This window comes from Methylobacterium nonmethylotrophicum (assembly GCF_004745635.1).
Lineage (GTDB): Bacteria > Pseudomonadota > Alphaproteobacteria > Rhizobiales > Beijerinckiaceae > Methylobacterium > Methylobacterium nonmethylotrophicum.
This window is the reverse complement of sequence record NZ_SRLB01000005.1, coordinates 43357-60590: the sequence shown is the minus strand read 5'-3', so window position 1 is coordinate 60590 and position 17234 is coordinate 43357. Positions and strand designations below refer to the sequence as shown.

Below are 17234 nucleotides of genomic sequence, written 5' to 3'. Positions count from 1 at the left end.
CCTTGATCGCTGACGCGCAAGGGGGGCTCGCAGCCCGCCCGTCCCGCACCGTCAGCGGTTGTGGATCCCGGGCTCCGCCTGGCGGGCCCGGGACGACGCGGGGCGGCAGCCCTGGCTCTCCGAGAGTATCGCATCGGCCGGACCCCGCCCTGCCGCGGCATCGAGCGCGTCGAGGAGCGCCCGTGAGGCGGCGGGATCGACCTTGCGGATGAATGGCGCGCCGGAGGCCAGGATGGCGTCGTGGTCGCGCTCGGTCAGGATCTCCGGCGAGATGCCCCCGCCCCAGCGGATGAAGTGCGATCCGAGCCGCCGTCCCTCGTCGGGCTCCGAGAGAACGCCGCGGTCGACCGGATCGCGCCAGACGCGGTCGCGCCGGGACGTCGCCATGACGAAGGACGGGAAGACGAGCTCGTCGGGCACCACGGCTTTGCGGAACCACGCGAGCTCCCCCGGCTGACGGGCGATGAGGGCGAGGATCTCGTCGATCGCCGTCCGCGTCAGCGCCCACCAGCACGACCCCCGGTACAGGTCCGTCGCCGGCTGGCGCAGGCGCGGCAGCATCCCGCCCAGCATCGCCCCCCACGTCACGAGGTGGCCGCTCGGGGAGGTGCGGGGATTGAACAGCCGGAAGTTCCCGAGGTGGTGGTGCTGGATGGTGGTGTCGCAGAACCGCGACCCCTTCGGGTCGAGCTTCTGCTCGACGTCGATGTACTCGACGTCGCCCGCCATCTCCCGGGCGATCGCGTGGATCGGCCGCGCCGGGTAATCCGCACCGGACAGGAGGCAGAACCGCTCGGCCGCAGGCGAGCCCCGGCGGGCGGTCCGCACCAGGTTGAGGATGGCCTGGACGACCGAGAAGCCGCCCCACAGGACCCCGACCCGGTCGCGGTCCGGCAAGACCGTGCAGCCCGGGCGCCCGCCGAGCGCGGACAGGAACGGCCCGCTCTCCGTCCGCCGGTCGATGTGGAGGTAGATGTCGACGAAGGGCGCGCTCAGTCGCTCGACCAGTCGCCCGACCTGCTCGGGATGCGCGTGCGCCATGATCAACACGGCCATCCGCACCGGCGAGCCGGGTTCGTCACCGTTCCCTGCGGTCATGAGCATCCTGCCGCTCCCTGATCGTGCGCGAAGGGCGCATCGTTGCCGTCCGCGATCGTGGCCCGGCCGCGGACGGGGCTGCGTGGCTGCGCGAGGCGATCCTCGCCGTTCAGCCGGTCGGGCTCCCGGCCCGCGCGAGCAGGGGGGTGCCGGGCTCGCGCGCGGCCCGGGCCCGGGCCGTCTCCAGCACCGCCGCCATCGCGGGGGCGACCGCCCGGAAGGTGGCGCTCTCCTCGACGGTGCGGCGGGCCCCGGCGCCGAGGCGCGCCCGGGCGGCGGGATCGTCCCAGAGGGACGCGATGGCGGCGGCGAGCGCCGCGGGATCCTCCGGCGGCACCAGGAGGCCGTTCACCCCCTCGACCACGTAGTCCTCGGTGCCGGCGGCCCGGGTCGCCACCACGGGCTTGCCCAGCATCATCGCCTCGAGCACCGTGACCTGGCCCGACGTGAAGGTGACATCGCGCAGCGGCACGACGGTGACCCGGGCCCGGCCGCACAGGTCGTGGCACTCCGCGGTGGTGAGGTCGTGCCGCACCGTGACGGTCGGCGGCAGCGCCAGCCCGGCGGTGACGTGGTGTCCCGCCACGATGACGGTCGGCAGGCCGAGGAGGGCCGCCGCCGCGGCCAGCGTGCGGTAGTCCCGGTTGGCCGAGCCCATCGCGAGGACGAAGGGCGCCGCCGCGTCCTCCCGCGTCTCCCGCCTCTCGTCGCGGATCGACAGGGGCACGAACACGAAGCGCTCCGCCGGCAGGTCGAGCCACGTGGCGTAGAGCGCGATCTCCCGGCGGGAATGCACCACGAACACGTCGACCTGCCGCAGCGCCAGGCGGGCGAGGCGCCCCTTCCAGCCCCCGGGCGTCCGGCCGAGGTTGAAGCACCAGGCGACGAGCGGCACGTCCCGCCGCCCGGACAGCAGCTTGAGGATCGCCGCCGTCGCGGCGAGCTGCGGGAAATTGGTGAGGAGGCCGGCCTCGCCCCGGGGCGCCGCCCGCACCAGGCGCCAGGCCTGCCAGGCGTGGCGCAGGTAGTCGAACCATTGCCGCAGGCCCGTCGCGGCCCGCGACCGGTCGTGGTCGTAGGGCGCCGGCGCCGTCACGAAGCGGGCGCGCCCGCCGACGTGGCGGGTGATCCAGTCCCCCTCGTCGTTTCGGGCGAAGGGGGCCGCGAGGATCCACTGCATCAAGCCGGCTCCCGTCCTGAACGACCGTGTCCCCGGTCACGGGCAGGAGCCTATGGCGCCCCCGGGCTGACCGGAGCGGCGCAATCCGGCGGCCGCGGGTCCGAGAAAGGCGGCGCCGGCTCGCCCGAAAGGGGTGCGACCTCGCGCCCTCCGGGGGAGGCGCCCGCGCCGGAAGGCGGTGCTCCGCACCCGCCGCCGGCCCGCTACCCTGCCGCCGACCTGTTCCCCCGGGGAGAACCGCGCCGATGCACCGCTTTGCCGCCCTCGCGCTCGCCCTGTTCGGCCTCATGGGACTGCCGGCGCGGTCCGAGGCCCCCGGCCCGTTCCGGGATCCGGTCGCGCAGCCCTTCGCCTCGACGAGCATCTGGAACACGCCGCTCGGGCGGGGGGCGGTCTTCCAGCCCGGGGACGCGCCCGAGACGGCGCTCCTGCGCGACCAGAATGCCGGTGGGCCGGCCGGCGCCTTCGCGTGGATCGGCGGCCACGCCTTCGGGATCTACCGCCAGGCTCCGGACGATCCGGTGAGGACCTGGATCTATCGCGGCCGCCCGCCCACCGTGCCCTGGCCGCATGGCGGCTCGCCCGGTGGCGGCCGCTTCTCGTTGCGCACCCCGCCCGGCATCGCCTTCCTGGGCGGCGGCGACGGGCACGCGATCCTGATCGACCAGGAGGGGCGCTACGCCTACGAGGTCTGGCGCGGCGCCTTCGACGCGGCCCGCAACCTCTACACGGCGCATTACATCATCCGCACCGACCTGCGCGGCAGCGGCATCGCCAGCGTCGCCTGGGGCTCGGAGGGGGTGCGCGCCTTCGGCGGCTCGCTCGCCGGCGGCCTGGTGCGCCGGGCCGAGCTCGAGCGCGGCGAGATCCGCCACGCCATCGCGATGGCGGCCAGCACCACCCAGGCGAGCCGGACACGGACGGTCTGGCCGGCCTCCTCCACCGATGGCGGCGGCAACAACGAGCATACCGGCCTGATCCCGATGGGGTCGCTGTTCGCGATCCCGCCGCAGGTCGACCTCGCCCGCCTCGGCCTCAAGACCCCGGAGGGCCGGGCCCTCGCCCGGGCGTTCCAGGATTTCGGCGGCTACATCACCGACACCGCCGGCCGCACCGTGGTGGTCGCCTACCTGGAGGAGGGCTGCACCGATGCGCAGATCGACGCCCTGCAATCGGACAAGGACCTCATCCTGTCGATGCTCGCGATGGTGACGAACAACGCCGCCGCCCATCCGGGCGGCCCCGGCCCCCGCGTGGCGGCCCCGCCGCCGCCGCTGCAGGGCGAGGCCTCCCCGGGCGAGTGATCCCGCGCCCGATCAGGCCTCGTCGTCGAGGCGGCGCAGGATGCCCCGGAACGGCGCGAGCAGGCGCTCGGGATCGAGGGCTCGCGTGTCGTTCCAGGTCGCCACGACGCCGTGCCGGATTCCGCTCCGGGCGGTGACCAGGGCCGTCAGGTTGAGGACGCCGGTCTCCGACCCGCCCTTGTAGGCGACGCGGCGCCATCGTCCCGCCGGGACGGCGCCCGGGCTGATGGCGAGGGCCGGCAGGTGGTGGGTCTCCCGCATCAGGGCCTCGAGCTCCCGCGCGGTGAACAGCCACTCGACCTCCAGGGTCGCCTCCGGCGCGAGGTCGTCCGCCCGCGGCAGCGGCCTGTCGGCGAGCCCGGCCAGGAGGGCGCGCCGGCCGGCGGCGTCGCCCGAGGCCCAGACCTGCCGGAGGTCCGCCGCGTCCGCCCGCTTGAGGAGGAACGCCTCCCGCGTCGTCGGGAACGGCGCGTTGCGGGGTGCCAGCGTCTCGACCGCCTCCCGGCCGACGAGCCGGATCAGCGCGTCGGTGGCGGTGTTGTCGCTCTGCGCGATCATCAGGTTGGCGAGCGTCGCGACCGTGAGCGGCGCGCCCGCGGGCCAGTCCTGCAGGAGGCCGGTGGGCAGCGAGCGCCAGCCCGGATCGAGCCGCACGACACGGTCCCAGGCGAGGCGCCCGTCCGCGCAGGCGCCTGCCACGGCGCGCAGCACCGCGAGCTTGAAGGCGGAGCCGACCGCGAGCGGCCGGTCGGCGGCGTGCTCCGCCCGCACCTGACCCTCGCTGGCGACGAGCACGGCCGCGCATCCCGGCAGCGCCGCGATGGCCCGGACGTGGTCCTCGATCCCGCCGGAGACCGGCACGGCCGGGTGGAAGAACAGGCCCTGGATCCGCCCCTCTCCGTCGAGGCCGATCCGGGCCGGGACCTCGGCGTCGCGCAGGCGCACGGTGAAGCCCTCCTGTGCCCCGGTCAGCGCCTCGAAGGGGCCGTTCCGGTCGGTCAGGGCGCGCAGGATCTCGGTGACCCGGCTCACCGGGACCTGCGCCAGAAAGGCCGGGGCGAACCACCCCGCGCGGGCGGGCGTCTCGCGGAACAGCCGAGCGAGCGCGGCCGCGCGGGGATCTTCGGGCTCGGAGATCGCGGTGCCGCCGGGTGAATGAGAGGCCAGGGTATCGCGGCGCGCGGGCGCCGCAAGCCGTCCTCAGCGGGCCGGCCGCAGCCGGGCACGCAGGACGAGCAGCACCGGGCGGAGCGTCTCGCGGACGTGGCCGGCGACCGGGTGGTCGAGGGACAGCATGGCGGCGAGCCAGGCGGCGCTCCCGCCGATCCCGGCGACGATGCCCTGCGGCACGCTGAGGGCGAAGCCCTGGCCGGCGAGCGCGATCACGGCGAGCGGCGGCAGCGCCGTCGCCACCGTGACGAGGGCGCTGATCCGGACGGCCGCCGCGAGGTCGCCGAGGCTGAACGGCACCCGGCGGCGGATGAAGGCGAGCGCCACCGCGACCTGGAGCGGGACGGTGACGAACTGGGTCGCCGCCACCGCCAGCGGCCCGCCCGACGCCGCGAGGGCGATCGCGACCGCGCTCGGCGGCAGGCTGATCAGGCTCGCCGTCAGGGTGTCGCGCAGGCCCCCGCTCGCCAGCAGCACCGGGTAGGTCAGCATCGCCGGGAAGCTCAGCATCGAGGCGAGCGACAGCACCTGGACGACCGGCACGCCGGCGAGCCATTGCGGCCCGAGCAGGACCAGGACCACCGGCTGCGCGATGAGCGCCATCAGGAGGGCGACGGGCCAGAGCACCACCGTGATGTTGCCGATCGAGGCGAGGTAGGACGGCGCCAGGCAGCGCCCGTCGCGCCGGTCGGCGGCGAACATCGGCAGGATCACCGAGGCGAGGCTGCCGAGGATCAGCTTGTCGGGGAGCTGGCTCACCACCTGCGCCCGGCCGTAGAGCCCGACGAGGTCCGCCCCGCCGGCCCGGCCGAGGAGGAAGATCGGCAGCAGGTCGTAGGCGCGGTTGAGCAGCGTCGTCGCGCTCGAGCAGCCCCCGATCGCGAGCGCCGTTCGCCAGCCCGTGAGGCATGGGCGGTAGATGCCGGGCTGCGGCCGGCCGGCGAGGCTCAGGGCCACCGAGGCGGTGGCCGCCGCCACCGCCGCCCAGGCGAAGCTCATCGCCCCGAAGCCGAGGAGCGCCAGGGCGACCAGCACGAGAGCGTAGGTCAGGCAGGTCCCGACATTCACCGCCACCAGGGCGGCGAACTGGAAATCCCGGCGCATCAGTGCCATCAGGGGTCCGGAAAACGGCACCAGCAGGAAGCTCAGGCTCAGCACCCGCAGGTAGGGCGCGAGGAGCGGCTGGCCGTAGGCCTGCGCCCAGATTCCCGCCGAGGCGACGAGCCCGACCGCGAGCAGCAGCGACAGCCCGAACAGCACCGTGAAGGCGGTCCGGGCGCTCCGATCCGAGGCCGTCGGGTCGTGGATGATGTAGTTGGTGGTGCCGAAATCCCGCATCCCGTCGATGACCTGCACCAGCGCCACGCCGATGAGCGACAGGCCGACCTCCTCCGGGGTGAGCAGGCGCGAGACCAGGGCGGTCTGGCACAGGGTGATCGACAGGACGAGGTAGCGCTCGCCCGAGACCAGCAGCACGGCGCGCTTGACGAGGCTCATCGGATCATCCCTCGGGCAAAATTTTCGTTCGGGGCCGTGCGGTCCGGGGAAGGACGTGGCGCGGGTCCCCCCTCTCCAGGCGATACCGGGCTTGCCCGGCATCGCTGAAAGGTGTGGGAGAGGGGCCGTGGCGATCGAAGATCGCACGTGAGGGTGGAGACGGTGCTGAACTTGGCTCCGACCGTTCCGCCGCCAGCGTGACGCTCAGTGCTCGACTCAGAACCGTAGCACCCTCGCGCGATCTTCGATCGCCCCAACCCCTCTCCCACACCTTGCAGCGATACCAGGCAAGCCTGGTATCGCCTGGAGAGGGGATCCCGCGCCTTCTTGAGCCGACGCTTGTTCGGACGGCCCGATATCCGGTATCCGCCGCCCCGCGGCCCGACAGCTCACGGTGATCCGGCGAGGGCGCCCGGCGCCGGCCCGGTCCACCCGGCCCGCCAGGTGCGGGCCAGCGCCGCGAGGTGGCGCAGCGGATCGAGGCCGGGCGTGCAGGCCCGGGCCAGCACCGCCCGCGCCTCGGCCGGGCAGCCGGCCGCGGCGAGGCGCCGGGCGTGGTCGAGCATCAGCCGGTTGCGGTAGCGCCGGGCGGACGGCATCAGGTCGGCCGGCACCGCGCCCTCGTCGAGGAGCTGCGCCAGGGTGGCGGCGAGGAGAGGCGGTGCCGATGGGCGCCGGGCCGGTGCGACGGGTGCGAGGATGGCGGTCGGCCGGGCGACGTAGCGGAAGAGTCCCTGGAGGGCGAGGCGGCCCCACAGGTCGAGGTCCGCCCCGCCGCCGGCCTGGGCCGGGAACAGACCGGCGTCGATCGCCGCGGCCCGCTCGATCAGCGCGGCGCTCGCCCGCACCGGCGCACACCCGACCCGGAGCGAGAAGGCGAACAGGTCCGGGACGCGGCCCGAGGGCACGCTCATCGCCAGGAGCGTCCGGCCGCTGGCTGCACGGACCGGGTTGCCAAACACCGCGACGGCGTCGCCGAAGCGGGTCGCCGCCAAGAGCTCGGCGAGGTGGTCCTCGCGCCAGACATCGCCGGGATCCAGGAATGCGATCCACTCCGCCCGGGCCGCCGTCACGCCGCGGTTGCGGGCGGCCGCCCGCCCGCTCCCCTCGGCCCGCAGCGCCCGCACCCGCGGGTCGGCCGCTTCCGCGGCGGCCTCGCGCGCGCCGTCGCCGACCAGCACGGCCTCGTAATCGCCGAAGCTCTGGCCCCGCAGGGAGGCGAGGGCCGGCCCGACCGGGACATCCGCCCGGAGCGGAAGCACCACCGTGACGGGAGGAGCGGTGCCGCGCATGGCGCTCACGCCCCCATCCGCAGGAGGCGGGCGGGATTGCCCACCACCGTCGCGCCCGCCGGCACGTCGCGCAGCACCACGGCGCCGAGGCCGACGAGGGCCCGCTCGCCGATTTCGACGCGCTGGCGAAGACGGCTGCCCGCCCCGACGTAGCAGGACCGCCCGAGGCGCACGAAGCCGCTGACCACGCAAGCAGGCGCCAGCACGGCCCCGTCGCCGATCACGGTGTCGTGCCCGACGCGGACGCCGGGCCCGATGCCGACATGCAGCCCCGCCACGACGTTGCCGGCGACCGTGGCGCCGTGATGCACGCAGGTGCCGGGGCCGAGGACCGCCCGGGACGAGACCGCGGCGCCGGCATGGACCAGCGTCGCGAAGCGCTCGGGCGGAAGGCCCGTCCCGGCGACGATGCGCAGCCGCTCGCGGTGGCTGGCGTCGCTCCCGATGGCGTTGACGAAGGCGGCGTCCGGATCCTCCGCGAAGCGCCGCGCCTCGGCGAGACGCCCGAGCACCGGCAGCCCGGCGACGCGCTCGCCCTCCGGCCGGGCATCGTCGAGGTAGCCGGCCACCCGCCAGGATCCGGGCCGGCTCTCGACGAGGTCGAGGATGTCGAGGGCGTTGCCGCCGGTGCCGAGGATGATCAGGGGGCGCTGCATGTTCGTTCGGGGCTGGCCGGCTCGTGCCGCGGTGCCGCGACCTGGCTTCCAGGCTAGCCGTCCGGTCCCGGGGGGTAAGCGTCGCAATCGGGGAACGCGGGCCCGCCGAAAGGCGTAGGCGCGCCCGCATTTCTGGGCAGGGACGCCGCCGAATTCCGCCGCTCCGGCGCCGGGGGCGGGCCCCTAGGCTGCGCGCGAGACTGCAGAGCACCTATCGGGAGCGCACAGGGCCATGAAGACCGCGCCAATGAAGATCGCGTACCTGGTCAACACCGCCCCGGTGACGAGCTCCACCTTCATCCGGCGCGAGATGGCAGCGCTGGAGGCCCAGGGCGTCACGGTGCGGCGCTTCGCGCTCCGGCGCTGGCACCAGACCCTCGTCGACCCCCTCGACATCGCCGACCAGGCGCGCACCCGCTACATCCTCAGCGGCAACCTGCGCGGCCTTGCCTTCGCGTCCTTTCGCCAGGCGATCACCGGCCCGGCCGCCTTCGCCCGCGGCGCCTGGCGCGCCGTGCGCCTCGCCCGCTCCGGCGGCGGCGCGGTGCGGCACGCCGCCTATTTCCTGGAGGCGGTGTATCTCCTGCGCTGCCTGCGCCGGGAAGGCATCGCCCACATCCACGTGCACTTCTCGTCGAACGCGGCCGCGGTGGCGCTGATCGCCCGGACCATGGGCGGGCCCTCCTACAGCTTCACCGCCCACGGGCCGGACGAGTTCCTGACCGCGACGGAGGACGGCCTGCCGCAGAAGCTCGCCGGCGCCGCCTTCGCGGTGGCGATCTCGGACTTCTGCCGCGGGCAGCTCCTGCGCTTCGGCGGCGCCCTGTACCGCGACCGGATCGTGGTGGCGCGCTGCGGCCTCGACCTGTCCGAGTTCGTGCCGTCGCCCCGGCCGGCGGGCGCGAGCCGCACCCTCGTCTGCGTCGGCCGGCTCTGCCCGCAGAAGGGGCAGGCCTACCTGCCGGCGGCCGTGGCGCGCCTGCGCGCGACCGAGGCGCCGTTCCGCCTGGTGCTGATCGGCGACGGCGAGAGCCGCCCGGCGATCGAGGCCGAGATCGCCCGCCACGGCGTCGGCGACCTGATCGAGCTGCGCGGCTGGCGCAGCAACGCCGAGGTGCGCGCCACGATCGCGGAGGCCCGGGCCCTGGTGCTGCCGAGCTTCGCCGAGGGTTTGCCGATCGTGCTGCTCGAGGCCCTCGCCCTCGAGCGGCCGGTGGTGACCACCACGGTGGCGGGCATCCCGGAACTCGTCGACGAGACCTGCGGCCGCATCGTGCCCCCCGGCGACGGCGCGGCGCTGGAGCAGGCCCTGCGTGACATCCTGCGGGCCGACGCCGCGACGCTTGCTGCCATGGGCCGCGCGGGCCGTGCCCGCGTCGCCCGCCACCACGACCTCGCCGCGCTGGCCACCACCCTGCGCGGGCTTTTCGCGACGGCGATCGCCCGGGAGGGCGGGGCGGTCGGGGAGGCAGGGCGGCCGGCTCTGGGGCAGGAGGCGGCTTGAGAGCCGGCCGGCTGCCCGGCGCGGCGCGATGGCACGCTTCGGCGCTCATCGCGCGCGTGAGAGATCCCGGAGATATCGCTCGAAACCGCCGCTTTTCGCATCGGTCCCGCTCCATGGCCGGTCCTCGTCGCGCTGTTCCTCCGCACCCGTCCCGTCCTGCCAGGCCGCGCGGGGCGCGGGCCCGACGACCCAGTGCCGGCCGCGGAGGTAGAGAACGAGGTCCGCACCGTCGGCGCCGATGAAGCGCCATCCGGTGGCCTGCTCGCCCCAGAGATCGATGACGTAATCGTCGATGGAGAATGTGTTTTTCGCCGAGACGATCGCCGGCGGCGCCTCCTCCCCCGGCGGCGGGATGATGACCGTCATGCAGACATCGCCCGGGCAGTTGGCCTCCACGCGCAGCAGCAGCCAGCCGGATGTGTCGTACAACGCTCTCCAGTAGATCGCGTCCGCGAGCGGGTCACCGCGGTCGCCGGGGCGCAAGCTCGGCACCGCGGCGCCGATGCGGTCCCTGAGCGCGACCGGGACCGGGTCCACGATGCGGAAGCTCGCCGAAGTCCCCAAGGCGCCGTCCGCGGTCATCGCGAGGAGGAGGGCCGCGAGGATGCTCCGATGCCGGCGCCGTCCGATCATGCCCGATCCCCACCTCGCGACGCGCTACCCGGCGCCGGCATGACCCAAGGGTAGGATGCTGGCACCCGTCGCGGAAGAGCCCGCCTCGCGAGAGCGGAACCGGGGGATCGCGGTCCTCCTCGTGGGGGCAACTCTGACCCGGCCCGAGACTGAGCTCAGGCGCCCACCCCCGCCTCCTGCCGGAACTGCAGCTGCAGGCCTCCGACCTTCACGGCGCCCGAGCGGGCGAGGCGGGTCAGCGGGCCCAGCATCGAGAGCAGGAACCCGGCATCCCGGGCGTAGCGGCCGGCGAGGCGGCGGGGATTGCCGGCGAGCCGCCAGGCCCATTCGAGGCCGATGCGGCGAAGCGCGACGGGCGAGCGGGACTGCTTGCCGAGGACGAACTCGAAGGCGGCGCCGCAGGCCAGGATCGAGGGCGCGGCGAGTCCCGCCCGGCGCAGGCGCAGGGCCAGAATCTCGCTCTGGGGCGCGCCGACCGCGATGAAGATCACGTCCGGCGCGATGGCCTGAACCTGCGCGACCACCGCCTCGACCGCCTCCGGGTCGTGGATGAAACCGAAGGGCGGGCGCAGGACGTCGAGCTGCCGGCTCGCCATCACGGCGCCGGCCTCCTCCCGCGTCACGTTGCCGATCACCAGGACCGAGCGGTCGCGCAGGGAGCGCCGGGCCGAGAGGTGCCGCACCAGGTCGCTGCCGGTCGCGACGGTCATGCGCCGGCGCAGGAAGCAGATGTTGAGCAGGTTGCTGTCCAGCGTGACGATCGAGGCCTGGCGGTAGCTCTCGCGGAACTCCGGGTTCCGCGCCAGGAGCCGCATGTGCATCATGTTGAGGGTGAAGACCGTGGCGCGGCCCCGGACCAGGGCCGCCGTCACGGCGTCGAAGCTCAGGCCCCGCACGACGCAGGTCGGGGCGGTGTCCGCTAAGGTCGGCATGAGGGTGCTCCTTCGCGGACGAGTGTCGGAATCCGGCCTGTCTCCTGCCCAGATCGGAAAACGGCGAGGCATCGAGCCCGCCTGAATTGGTCGTGATCGATCGCACTACATCCGAAGCGGTAGGGAGACCGGACCGTTCTGGCCGATAATGGCGTGATTAGGGTGTAACGATCACCCCCGCATTGGCACGATTACTTGGCCGGCCCACCCGCCTAGCGTCCCGGTAGCGTGATGGCACGGGGGACGGGATGCCGGTCGTGAATGCGAGGATCGAGGCCGGCGCCGACCTGCCCGATCCCGCCCTCGTCAACCTCTATGGCTGCGCGATCGGCGCGGCCACGCGGATCGGACCCTTCGTGGAGATCCAGCGCGGCGCCGCGGTCGGGGCGCGCTGCCGGATCGGGCCGCTCGCCTTCCTGTGCGAGGGCGTGAGCCTCGCCGACGACGTCACGGTCGGGGCGGGCGTGATGTTCACCAACGACCGCCACCCCCGCGCCGTCACCGCGGCCGGCACCCTGATGGGGCCGGACGACTGGACCCTCGAGACGACCCGGGTCGGGGCCGGCGCGGTGATCGGCGCCAACGCCACGATCCTGTGCGGGCTGACGATCGGGGCCGGCGCGCAGGTGGCCCCCGGCTCGGTCGTCACCCGCGACGTGCCGCCCGGCGCAGCCGTCGCCGGCGTGCCGGCCGTCCCCTTTCACCCTTCCTCACTGCCCAACCGCGCGGAGGCGTCATGATCGGCATCGGAGTCATCGGCTACGGCTACTGGGGGCCGAACCTCGCCCGCTGCATCGCGGAGGCGAGCGGCTGCACCCTGAAGGCGATCGCCGATCCCTCGCCGGCGGCGCAAGGACGCGCCGCCGCCCGCCACCCGGGGGTGGCCATCGACGACGGGTGGCAGCGGATGATGGCCGACCCCACGGTCGACGCGGTCGCGATCGCGACGCCGACGAAGGCGCATTACGAGATCGCGCTCGCCGCCCTCATGGCCGGCAAGCACGTGCTGGTCGAGAAGCCGCTGGCGCCGACCACCCGCGAGGCCGCCCGCCTCGTCGCCGAGGCAGCCAAGCGCCGCCTGACCCTGATGGTCGATCACACCTTCGTGTATACCGGGGCGGTCCAGAAGATCCGCGACCTGATCGATACCGGCGTCACCGGCGACCTGTTCTACTACGACTCGACGCGGATCAATTTTGGCCTGTTTCAGGACGACTGCAACGTGATCTGGGACCTTGCGGTCCACGACCTCGCGATCCTGGACTTCCTTCTGCCGGCCGAGACCCTGGCGATCTCGGCCACCGGCGCCGGCCACATCAAGGGCAGCCCGGAGAACCTCGCCCACATCACCCTCTACCTCGAGGGCGGGGTCACCGCGCATCTCAACGTGAACTGGCTCGCCCCGGTGAAGATCCGCCGCACGCTGATCGGCGGCAGCCGCCGGATGATCGTCTACGACGACATGGAGCCGAGCGAGAAGGTCAAGGTCTACGACCGCGGCGTCGAGTTCCGGGAGAAGCCTTCGCCGGAGGAGATCCGCCGCATCCTGCCGGCCTACCGCATGGGCGACGTCTGGACGCCGCACATCGCGGTCAAGGAGGCGCTGGTCACCGAGATCGAGCACTTCGCCCATTGCGCGGCGCACGGCCAGATCCCGCTCACCTCGGGCGAGAGCGGCCTGCGGGTGGTGCGCCTGCTCGAGGCCGCCTCCCAGTCCCTGGCCCAGCGCGGGCACCCGATCGACCTGTCTCCCCTGAGGGCCGCCTGATGATCCCGCTTCTCGACCTCGAGGCCCAGTACCGGGCCGTGCAGGCGCCCCTGGAGGAGGCGGTGCTGGCGGTCCTGCGCAGCGGCGCCTACGTGCTCGGGCCCCCGGTCGCCGCCTTCGAGCGCGACTTCGCGGCCCATTGCGGCACGGAGGACGCCGTAGCGGTCTCGACCGGCACCGCCGCCCTCCATCTCGGGCTGATCGCCGCCGGGGTGCGCCCCGGCGACGAGGTGATCACCGTCGGCATGACCTTCGTGGCCACGGTCGCGGCGATCCTCTATGCCGGCGCCAGACCCGTCCTCGTCGACGTCGATCCGCAGACCTACACGATGGACCCGGCGGCGTTCGAGGCCGCGATCACGCCGCGGACCCGCGCGGTGGTCCCGGTGCACCTGCACGGGCGGCTCGCCGACATGGCGACGCTCTGTTCCATCGCCGCGCGCCACGGCATCACCGTGGTGGAGGATGCCGCCCAGGCCCACGGGGCCGAGCGGGGCGGCGTCAAGGCTGGCGCCTTCGGGACGGTCGGCTGCTTCAGCTTCTACCCGGGCAAGAACCTCGGCGCCTGCGGCGAGGGCGGGGCGGTCACGACCGACGACCCTGACATCGCCAGGACCCTGCGCTCGTTGCGCGACTGGGGCCAGGAGGGGCGCTACAACCATGTCCGCCCGGGCTTCAATTACCGCCTCGACACCGTGCAGGCGGCGGCGCTCGGCGTGAAGCTGCGCTACCTCGACGGCTGGACCGAGGGACGGCGCCGGGCGGCGGCGCGATACGACGCGCTGCTGGCGCAGGCCGGCCTCAAGGCCCCGAAGCCCGGCGGGCGCGACCACGTCTACCACGTCTACGCCGTGCGGGTGCCGGACCGGGACGCCGTGCGGGCCCGGATGCAGGCGGCGGGCGTCGCCACCGGCATCCACTACCCGAAGGCGGTGCACCACCAGCCGGCCTATGCCGACCGGGTGCGCCTCGGCACGCCCTGCCCGGTCTCCGAGGCGCTGGCCGGCGCGTGGCTGTCGTTGCCGCTCTTCCCCGAGATCACCGAGCGGCAGATCGCCAAGGTCGTCTCGGCCCTGAGCGACAGCCTGGGAAACGGCTATGCCGAAGCCGTGTGAGCCGGCCGTCCGGATTCCTGGCCGGCCGGCCCGACTTCCGGCCGGTCCCGCGCGGGCCCTCGCCGGCGCGCCCCGCTCTCCCGCTCAGGACGCCGCCCCATGATCCCGATCGTCAAGCCCGTGATGGACGAGGCGGAGGCGGAGGCCGCCGCCGCCGTGATCCGCTCCGGCTGGCTCACCCAGGGGCCGCAGGTCGCGGCCTTCGAGGAGGAATTCGCCCGGGCCGTCGGTGCGCCGCATGCTTGCGCCGTGTCGAACGGAACGACGGCGCTCCACCTCGCGCTCCTCGCGGCCGGCGTCGGTGCCGGCGACGAGGTGATCACGGTGAGCCACACCTTCATCGCCTGCGCCAACGTCGTGCGGCAATGCGGCGCCGTGCCGGTGCTGGTCGACGTCGACCCCGCCACCTTCACGATGGATCCGGACCGGGTCGCGGCGGCGGTGACGCCGCGCACCCGCGCAATCCTGTGCGTGCACCAGATCGGCATGCCCTGCGACATGGCCCGCCTCCTGCCGGTCGCCCGGCGGCACGGGCTCACGGTGGTGGAGGACGCCGCCTGCGCCATCGGCTCGGAGATCCGGATGGACGGCGCCTGGCAGCGGATCGGCCGACCGCTGGGCGACGTCGCCTGCTTCTCGTTCCATCCCCGCAAGGTGCTGACGACCGGGGAGGGCGGCATGCTGACGACGTCCCACGCGGCCTGGGACCGGCGCTTCCGCCTCTGGCGCCAGCACGGGATGGCCGTCTCCGACGTCTCGCGCCATGGCAGCGCCGCCGTGGTGTTCGAGGATTACCCGGTCACCGGCTTCAACTACCGGATGACCGACGTCCAGGCGGCGATCGGCCGGGTGCAGCTGCGCCGGCTCGACGCGATGGTGGCCGAGCGGCGGCGCCTCGCCGACGCCTACCGGGACGCTCTCGCGGCCGTGCCGGGCGTGGTGGCGCCGGCCGAGCCGGACTGGGCGCGGACGAACTGGCAGAGCTACTGCGTGCGGCTGCCGGCGGGCTGCGACCAGCGCCGGGTGATGCAGGGGCTGCTCGATCGCGGCGTCGCCAGCCGCCGCGGCGTGATGTGCCTCCATCTGGAGCCGGCCTATGCCGACCTCGCGCTGCGGTTCGGGTTGCCGCATTCCGAGGCGGTTCGCGACCGCTGCATCCTGCTCCCGCTCTTCCCCGGCATGACCGAGGCCGTGGCGCGGCAGGTCGTCGGCGCGCTCGCGGGCGTCCTCGACCGGCGCCCGGTTCTCGCGGGCGGCGCCTGAATCGGGTGTGATCGCCCTGTCCCATCGGCGGATCGAGGAACGCGATCACCACACGAAACGAGACAGCGACGATGGCCGTGGTCCGCGTTCGACGGCAATCGAAGGATCGATCGAGACTCGTGCGGGCGGTTTTTCGGGAACCTCATACGACGTCCGAATGATTGCTTCAGGCGATCCCTGCGGGATCGCTGTCGCAAGGCGGAAGTCGTGCGGAGATCGTGTCCATCCCCCTGCGCCGCAACCGGCCCGCTCGCACGGAGCGGGCGGGCCGGTGCGCGCCCTCCACCGTGCCGCCGATCGAAGGGGGTGATCGTCGGCGGGCCGGGACGGCGAAATCCCGGGTGGAAGCTCGGAGGACGGACCTCGCGAGACGGCCGGTTTCGGCCACGCCGCGGGCCAGGACCCGACCTGACCTCGGGACGATCACACCCGCTCCCTGGCGAGGGCGGACAGCGCCGGATCGAGACCGCGGAACGACACCGGGATCGCCACCTCGCGCCCGGCTGCGTCCTTGAACAGCAGGCGGCCCGCCTCACTCGATGTGCGCCACCGCTTGAGCGCCTCCTCCCTGACGACGTCATCCGCCACGCACCCCGCCGGGATGCACCGGCGCCAGCCCAGATCCATTCCGGCGCTCTCGCGGCCCTCCTTCTCCTCCAGCCCCACCCGCACGCTCGACGGGAAGCTCACCGAGACCGGCACCACCACCGTCAGGTGCAGGCCCGCCTCGCCGCCAACCCGGCCCAGCGCCAGTTGCGCCAGCGGACCGGCCTGTCCCTGCACCTGGATCGCCTGCGACACCTCGCACACCCGCGTCGCCTTCTCTCCCTCCCCGAGGCGCTGGCAGCGCAGCACCCAGTCCCCGAAGCTCGCCGTCGTCACCGCAGGTTCCGGCGACACCGCAGGCGGGCCCGGCGGCGGGCTCGGCGCGGCCTTGGGCGCCGTCTGCGCGCCCGCCATGCCGGCCGCCAGCACGAGGATTGCGGCCACCAGCGATCCCGCCACGGCGCGGGGCACCGTCGATCCTGATCTCATGCGGCCTCTCCCACGGACTGGTCTCGACGCGCAGCGGCCGGCGCCGCGAAGCCAAGGGTGAAGTCGCCCACCGCCTGCAGGCTGACCAGGTGCGCGTGGATCGGCCCGAGCCAGCCCTCGCGCCGCAAGGACAGGAACGCCTCGTCCGGAAGACCCGCCAGCGCGCCCTCGTCCACCGCCAGCGCCCCGTGCAGGCTGTGGCTCTCGCCCGTCACCGGATCCTGCCCTTGCAGCGTCACCCCGCGCAGCAGCCCCAGATCCTGCAGCGCACGGCCCAGAGCCGCCGTCCGCCGCGCCGCCTGGGCGTAGTCCGCGACCAGCCGCATCCGCTCCTGCAGCAGCGCCGTCTCCGCGCCGTCGGCCCCGAACAGGCGCAGCCCCTCGGTCTCGTGGACCTCCGCCGGCAGCACGGCCTCCGCCGTCTCGTCCAGGCACACCAGCGGGGGCTGGCCCTCGCTCTCGCCCAGGATGAACGGGTAGCGCCGCAGATAGGCCGGCAGGTAGCGGCCGCTCCAGGCCCCGTCCTCGGTCACGAGCGCGCTGCGCCCCGGCACCAGCCCGGCCAGGAAGACCGGCGTCGGACCCAGGCTCTCGGGCAGGAACAGGATCGGCAGGTGGCGGCAGGCGGCGGCGAACTCGTCGACCACCGCCGGGATCAGGTGGCTGGCGCGCGCAAAGCCGAAACGCTGCGGGTTGCGCAGGCCGAGGCCGGCATGGGCGTCGCGGTGCAGGGGCACCACGCTGCGGTAGAACAGGGGCAGGGAACTCATCGAGGCCTCATCGATGC

Annotated in this window: 16 protein-coding genes; 6 read left to right on the top strand and 10 right to left on the bottom strand. The window is 74.1% G+C overall.

The window, feature by feature from the left end; translation table 11 throughout:
* Positions 1-51: 51 nt before the first annotated feature.
* Together EU555_RS07175 and EU555_RS07170 are read right to left on the bottom strand one after the other, a co-directional pair.
* Positions 52-1098 carry a beta-1,6-N-acetylglucosaminyltransferase gene (locus EU555_RS07175; RefSeq protein WP_167858482.1) on the bottom strand — a complete coding sequence of 349 codons (1047 nt, stop codon included), beginning with the start codon at positions 1096-1098 and terminating at the stop codon, positions 52-54.
* A 109-nt stretch (positions 1099-1207) separates the two neighbouring features.
* On the bottom strand, positions 1208-2278 hold the full coding sequence (locus EU555_RS07170; RefSeq protein ID WP_135413993.1) for a glycosyltransferase: 1071 nt from the start codon (positions 2276-2278) through the stop codon (positions 1208-1210).
* Between the two features lie 245 nt (positions 2279-2523).
* Between EU555_RS07170 and EU555_RS07165 the strand changes: the two genes are divergently transcribed.
* On the top strand, positions 2524-3582 hold the full coding sequence (locus EU555_RS07165; protein ID WP_135413992.1) for a hypothetical protein: 1059 nt from the start codon (positions 2524-2526) through the stop codon (positions 3580-3582).
* A 12-nt stretch (positions 3583-3594) separates the two neighbouring features.
* Here EU555_RS07165 and EU555_RS07160 read toward each other — a convergent pair whose 3' ends face one another.
* The 4 genes from EU555_RS07160 to EU555_RS07145 all read right to left on the bottom strand — a co-directional run bounded on the left by EU555_RS07160 (position 3595) and on the right by EU555_RS07145 (position 8197).
* Positions 3595-4614, bottom strand: coding sequence for a serine hydrolase (locus EU555_RS07160; protein WP_135413991.1), 1020 nt, complete (start codon positions 4612-4614; stop codon positions 3595-3597).
* Positions 4615-4782: 168 nt separating this feature from the next.
* Positions 4783-6249 carry an oligosaccharide flippase family protein gene (locus tag EU555_RS07155; RefSeq protein ID WP_167858481.1) on the bottom strand — a complete coding sequence of 489 codons (1467 nt, stop codon included), beginning with the start codon at positions 6247-6249 and terminating at the stop codon, positions 4783-4785.
* A 389-nt stretch (positions 6250-6638) separates the two neighbouring features.
* Positions 6639-7541 carry a glycosyltransferase family 2 protein gene (locus tag EU555_RS07150; protein ID WP_245524199.1) on the bottom strand — a complete coding sequence of 301 codons (903 nt, stop codon included), beginning with the start codon at positions 7539-7541 and terminating at the stop codon, positions 6639-6641.
* A gap of 5 nt (positions 7542-7546) precedes the next feature.
* Positions 7547-8197, bottom strand: a complete 651-nt coding sequence (locus tag EU555_RS07145) for a NeuD/PglB/VioB family sugar acetyltransferase (protein WP_135413988.1) — start codon at positions 8195-8197, stop codon at positions 7547-7549.
* Between the two features lie 232 nt (positions 8198-8429).
* Here EU555_RS07145 and EU555_RS07140 point away from each other — a divergent pair, with 232 nt between their 5' ends.
* Positions 8430-9701 carry a glycosyltransferase family 4 protein gene (locus EU555_RS07140; RefSeq protein WP_205820826.1) on the top strand — a complete coding sequence of 424 codons (1272 nt, stop codon included), beginning with the start codon at positions 8430-8432 and terminating at the stop codon, positions 9699-9701.
* A 45-nt stretch (positions 9702-9746) separates the two neighbouring features.
* Here the strand turns inward: EU555_RS07140 and EU555_RS07135 are convergent, their stop codons facing one another.
* Together EU555_RS07135 and EU555_RS07130 are read right to left on the bottom strand one after the other, a co-directional pair.
* Complete coding sequence (locus tag EU555_RS07135; RefSeq protein WP_135413987.1) at positions 9747-10334, bottom strand: hypothetical protein; 588 nt, start codon at positions 10332-10334, stop codon at positions 9747-9749.
* 155 nt (positions 10335-10489) lie between these two features.
* On the bottom strand, positions 10490-11266 hold the full coding sequence (locus EU555_RS07130; protein ID WP_167858480.1) for a WecB/TagA/CpsF family glycosyltransferase: 777 nt from the start codon (positions 11264-11266) through the stop codon (positions 10490-10492).
* A 248-nt stretch (positions 11267-11514) separates the two neighbouring features.
* Between EU555_RS07130 and EU555_RS07125 the strand changes: the two genes are divergently transcribed.
* The 4 genes from EU555_RS07125 to EU555_RS07110 all read left to right on the top strand — a co-directional run bounded on the left by EU555_RS07125 (position 11515) and on the right by EU555_RS07110 (position 15412).
* Positions 11515-12006, top strand: coding sequence for an acyltransferase (locus EU555_RS07125; RefSeq protein WP_135413985.1), 492 nt, complete (start codon positions 11515-11517; stop codon positions 12004-12006).
* Positions 12003-13034, top strand: coding sequence for a Gfo/Idh/MocA family protein (locus EU555_RS07120; protein ID WP_135413984.1), 1032 nt, complete (start codon positions 12003-12005; stop codon positions 13032-13034). Before EU555_RS07125 ends, EU555_RS07120 begins: the two co-directional genes overlap by 4 nt.
* On the top strand, positions 13034-14149 hold the full coding sequence (locus tag EU555_RS07115; protein WP_135413983.1) for a DegT/DnrJ/EryC1/StrS family aminotransferase: 1116 nt from the start codon (positions 13034-13036) through the stop codon (positions 14147-14149). The genes EU555_RS07120 and EU555_RS07115 overlap by 1 nt, the downstream gene beginning before the upstream one ends.
* 99 nt (positions 14150-14248) lie before the next feature.
* Positions 14249-15412: a DegT/DnrJ/EryC1/StrS family aminotransferase gene (locus EU555_RS07110; protein ID WP_135413982.1), complete on the top strand. Its 1164-nt coding sequence runs from the start codon at positions 14249-14251 to the stop codon at positions 15410-15412.
* 423 nt (positions 15413-15835) lie between these two features.
* Here EU555_RS07110 and EU555_RS07105 read toward each other — a convergent pair whose 3' ends face one another.
* Together EU555_RS07105 and EU555_RS07100 are read right to left on the bottom strand one after the other, a co-directional pair.
* Positions 15836-16447, bottom strand: a complete 612-nt coding sequence (locus tag EU555_RS07105) for an invasion associated locus B family protein (RefSeq protein WP_135413981.1) — start codon at positions 16445-16447, stop codon at positions 15836-15838.
* The gene (locus tag EU555_RS07100; RefSeq protein WP_135413980.1) at positions 16444-17217 is read right to left on the bottom strand and encodes a SapC family protein; all 774 of its coding nucleotides are present in this window, start codon (positions 17215-17217) and stop codon (positions 16444-16446) included. Before EU555_RS07100 ends, EU555_RS07105 begins: the two co-directional genes overlap by 4 nt.
* Positions 17218-17234: the final 17 nt, after the last annotated feature.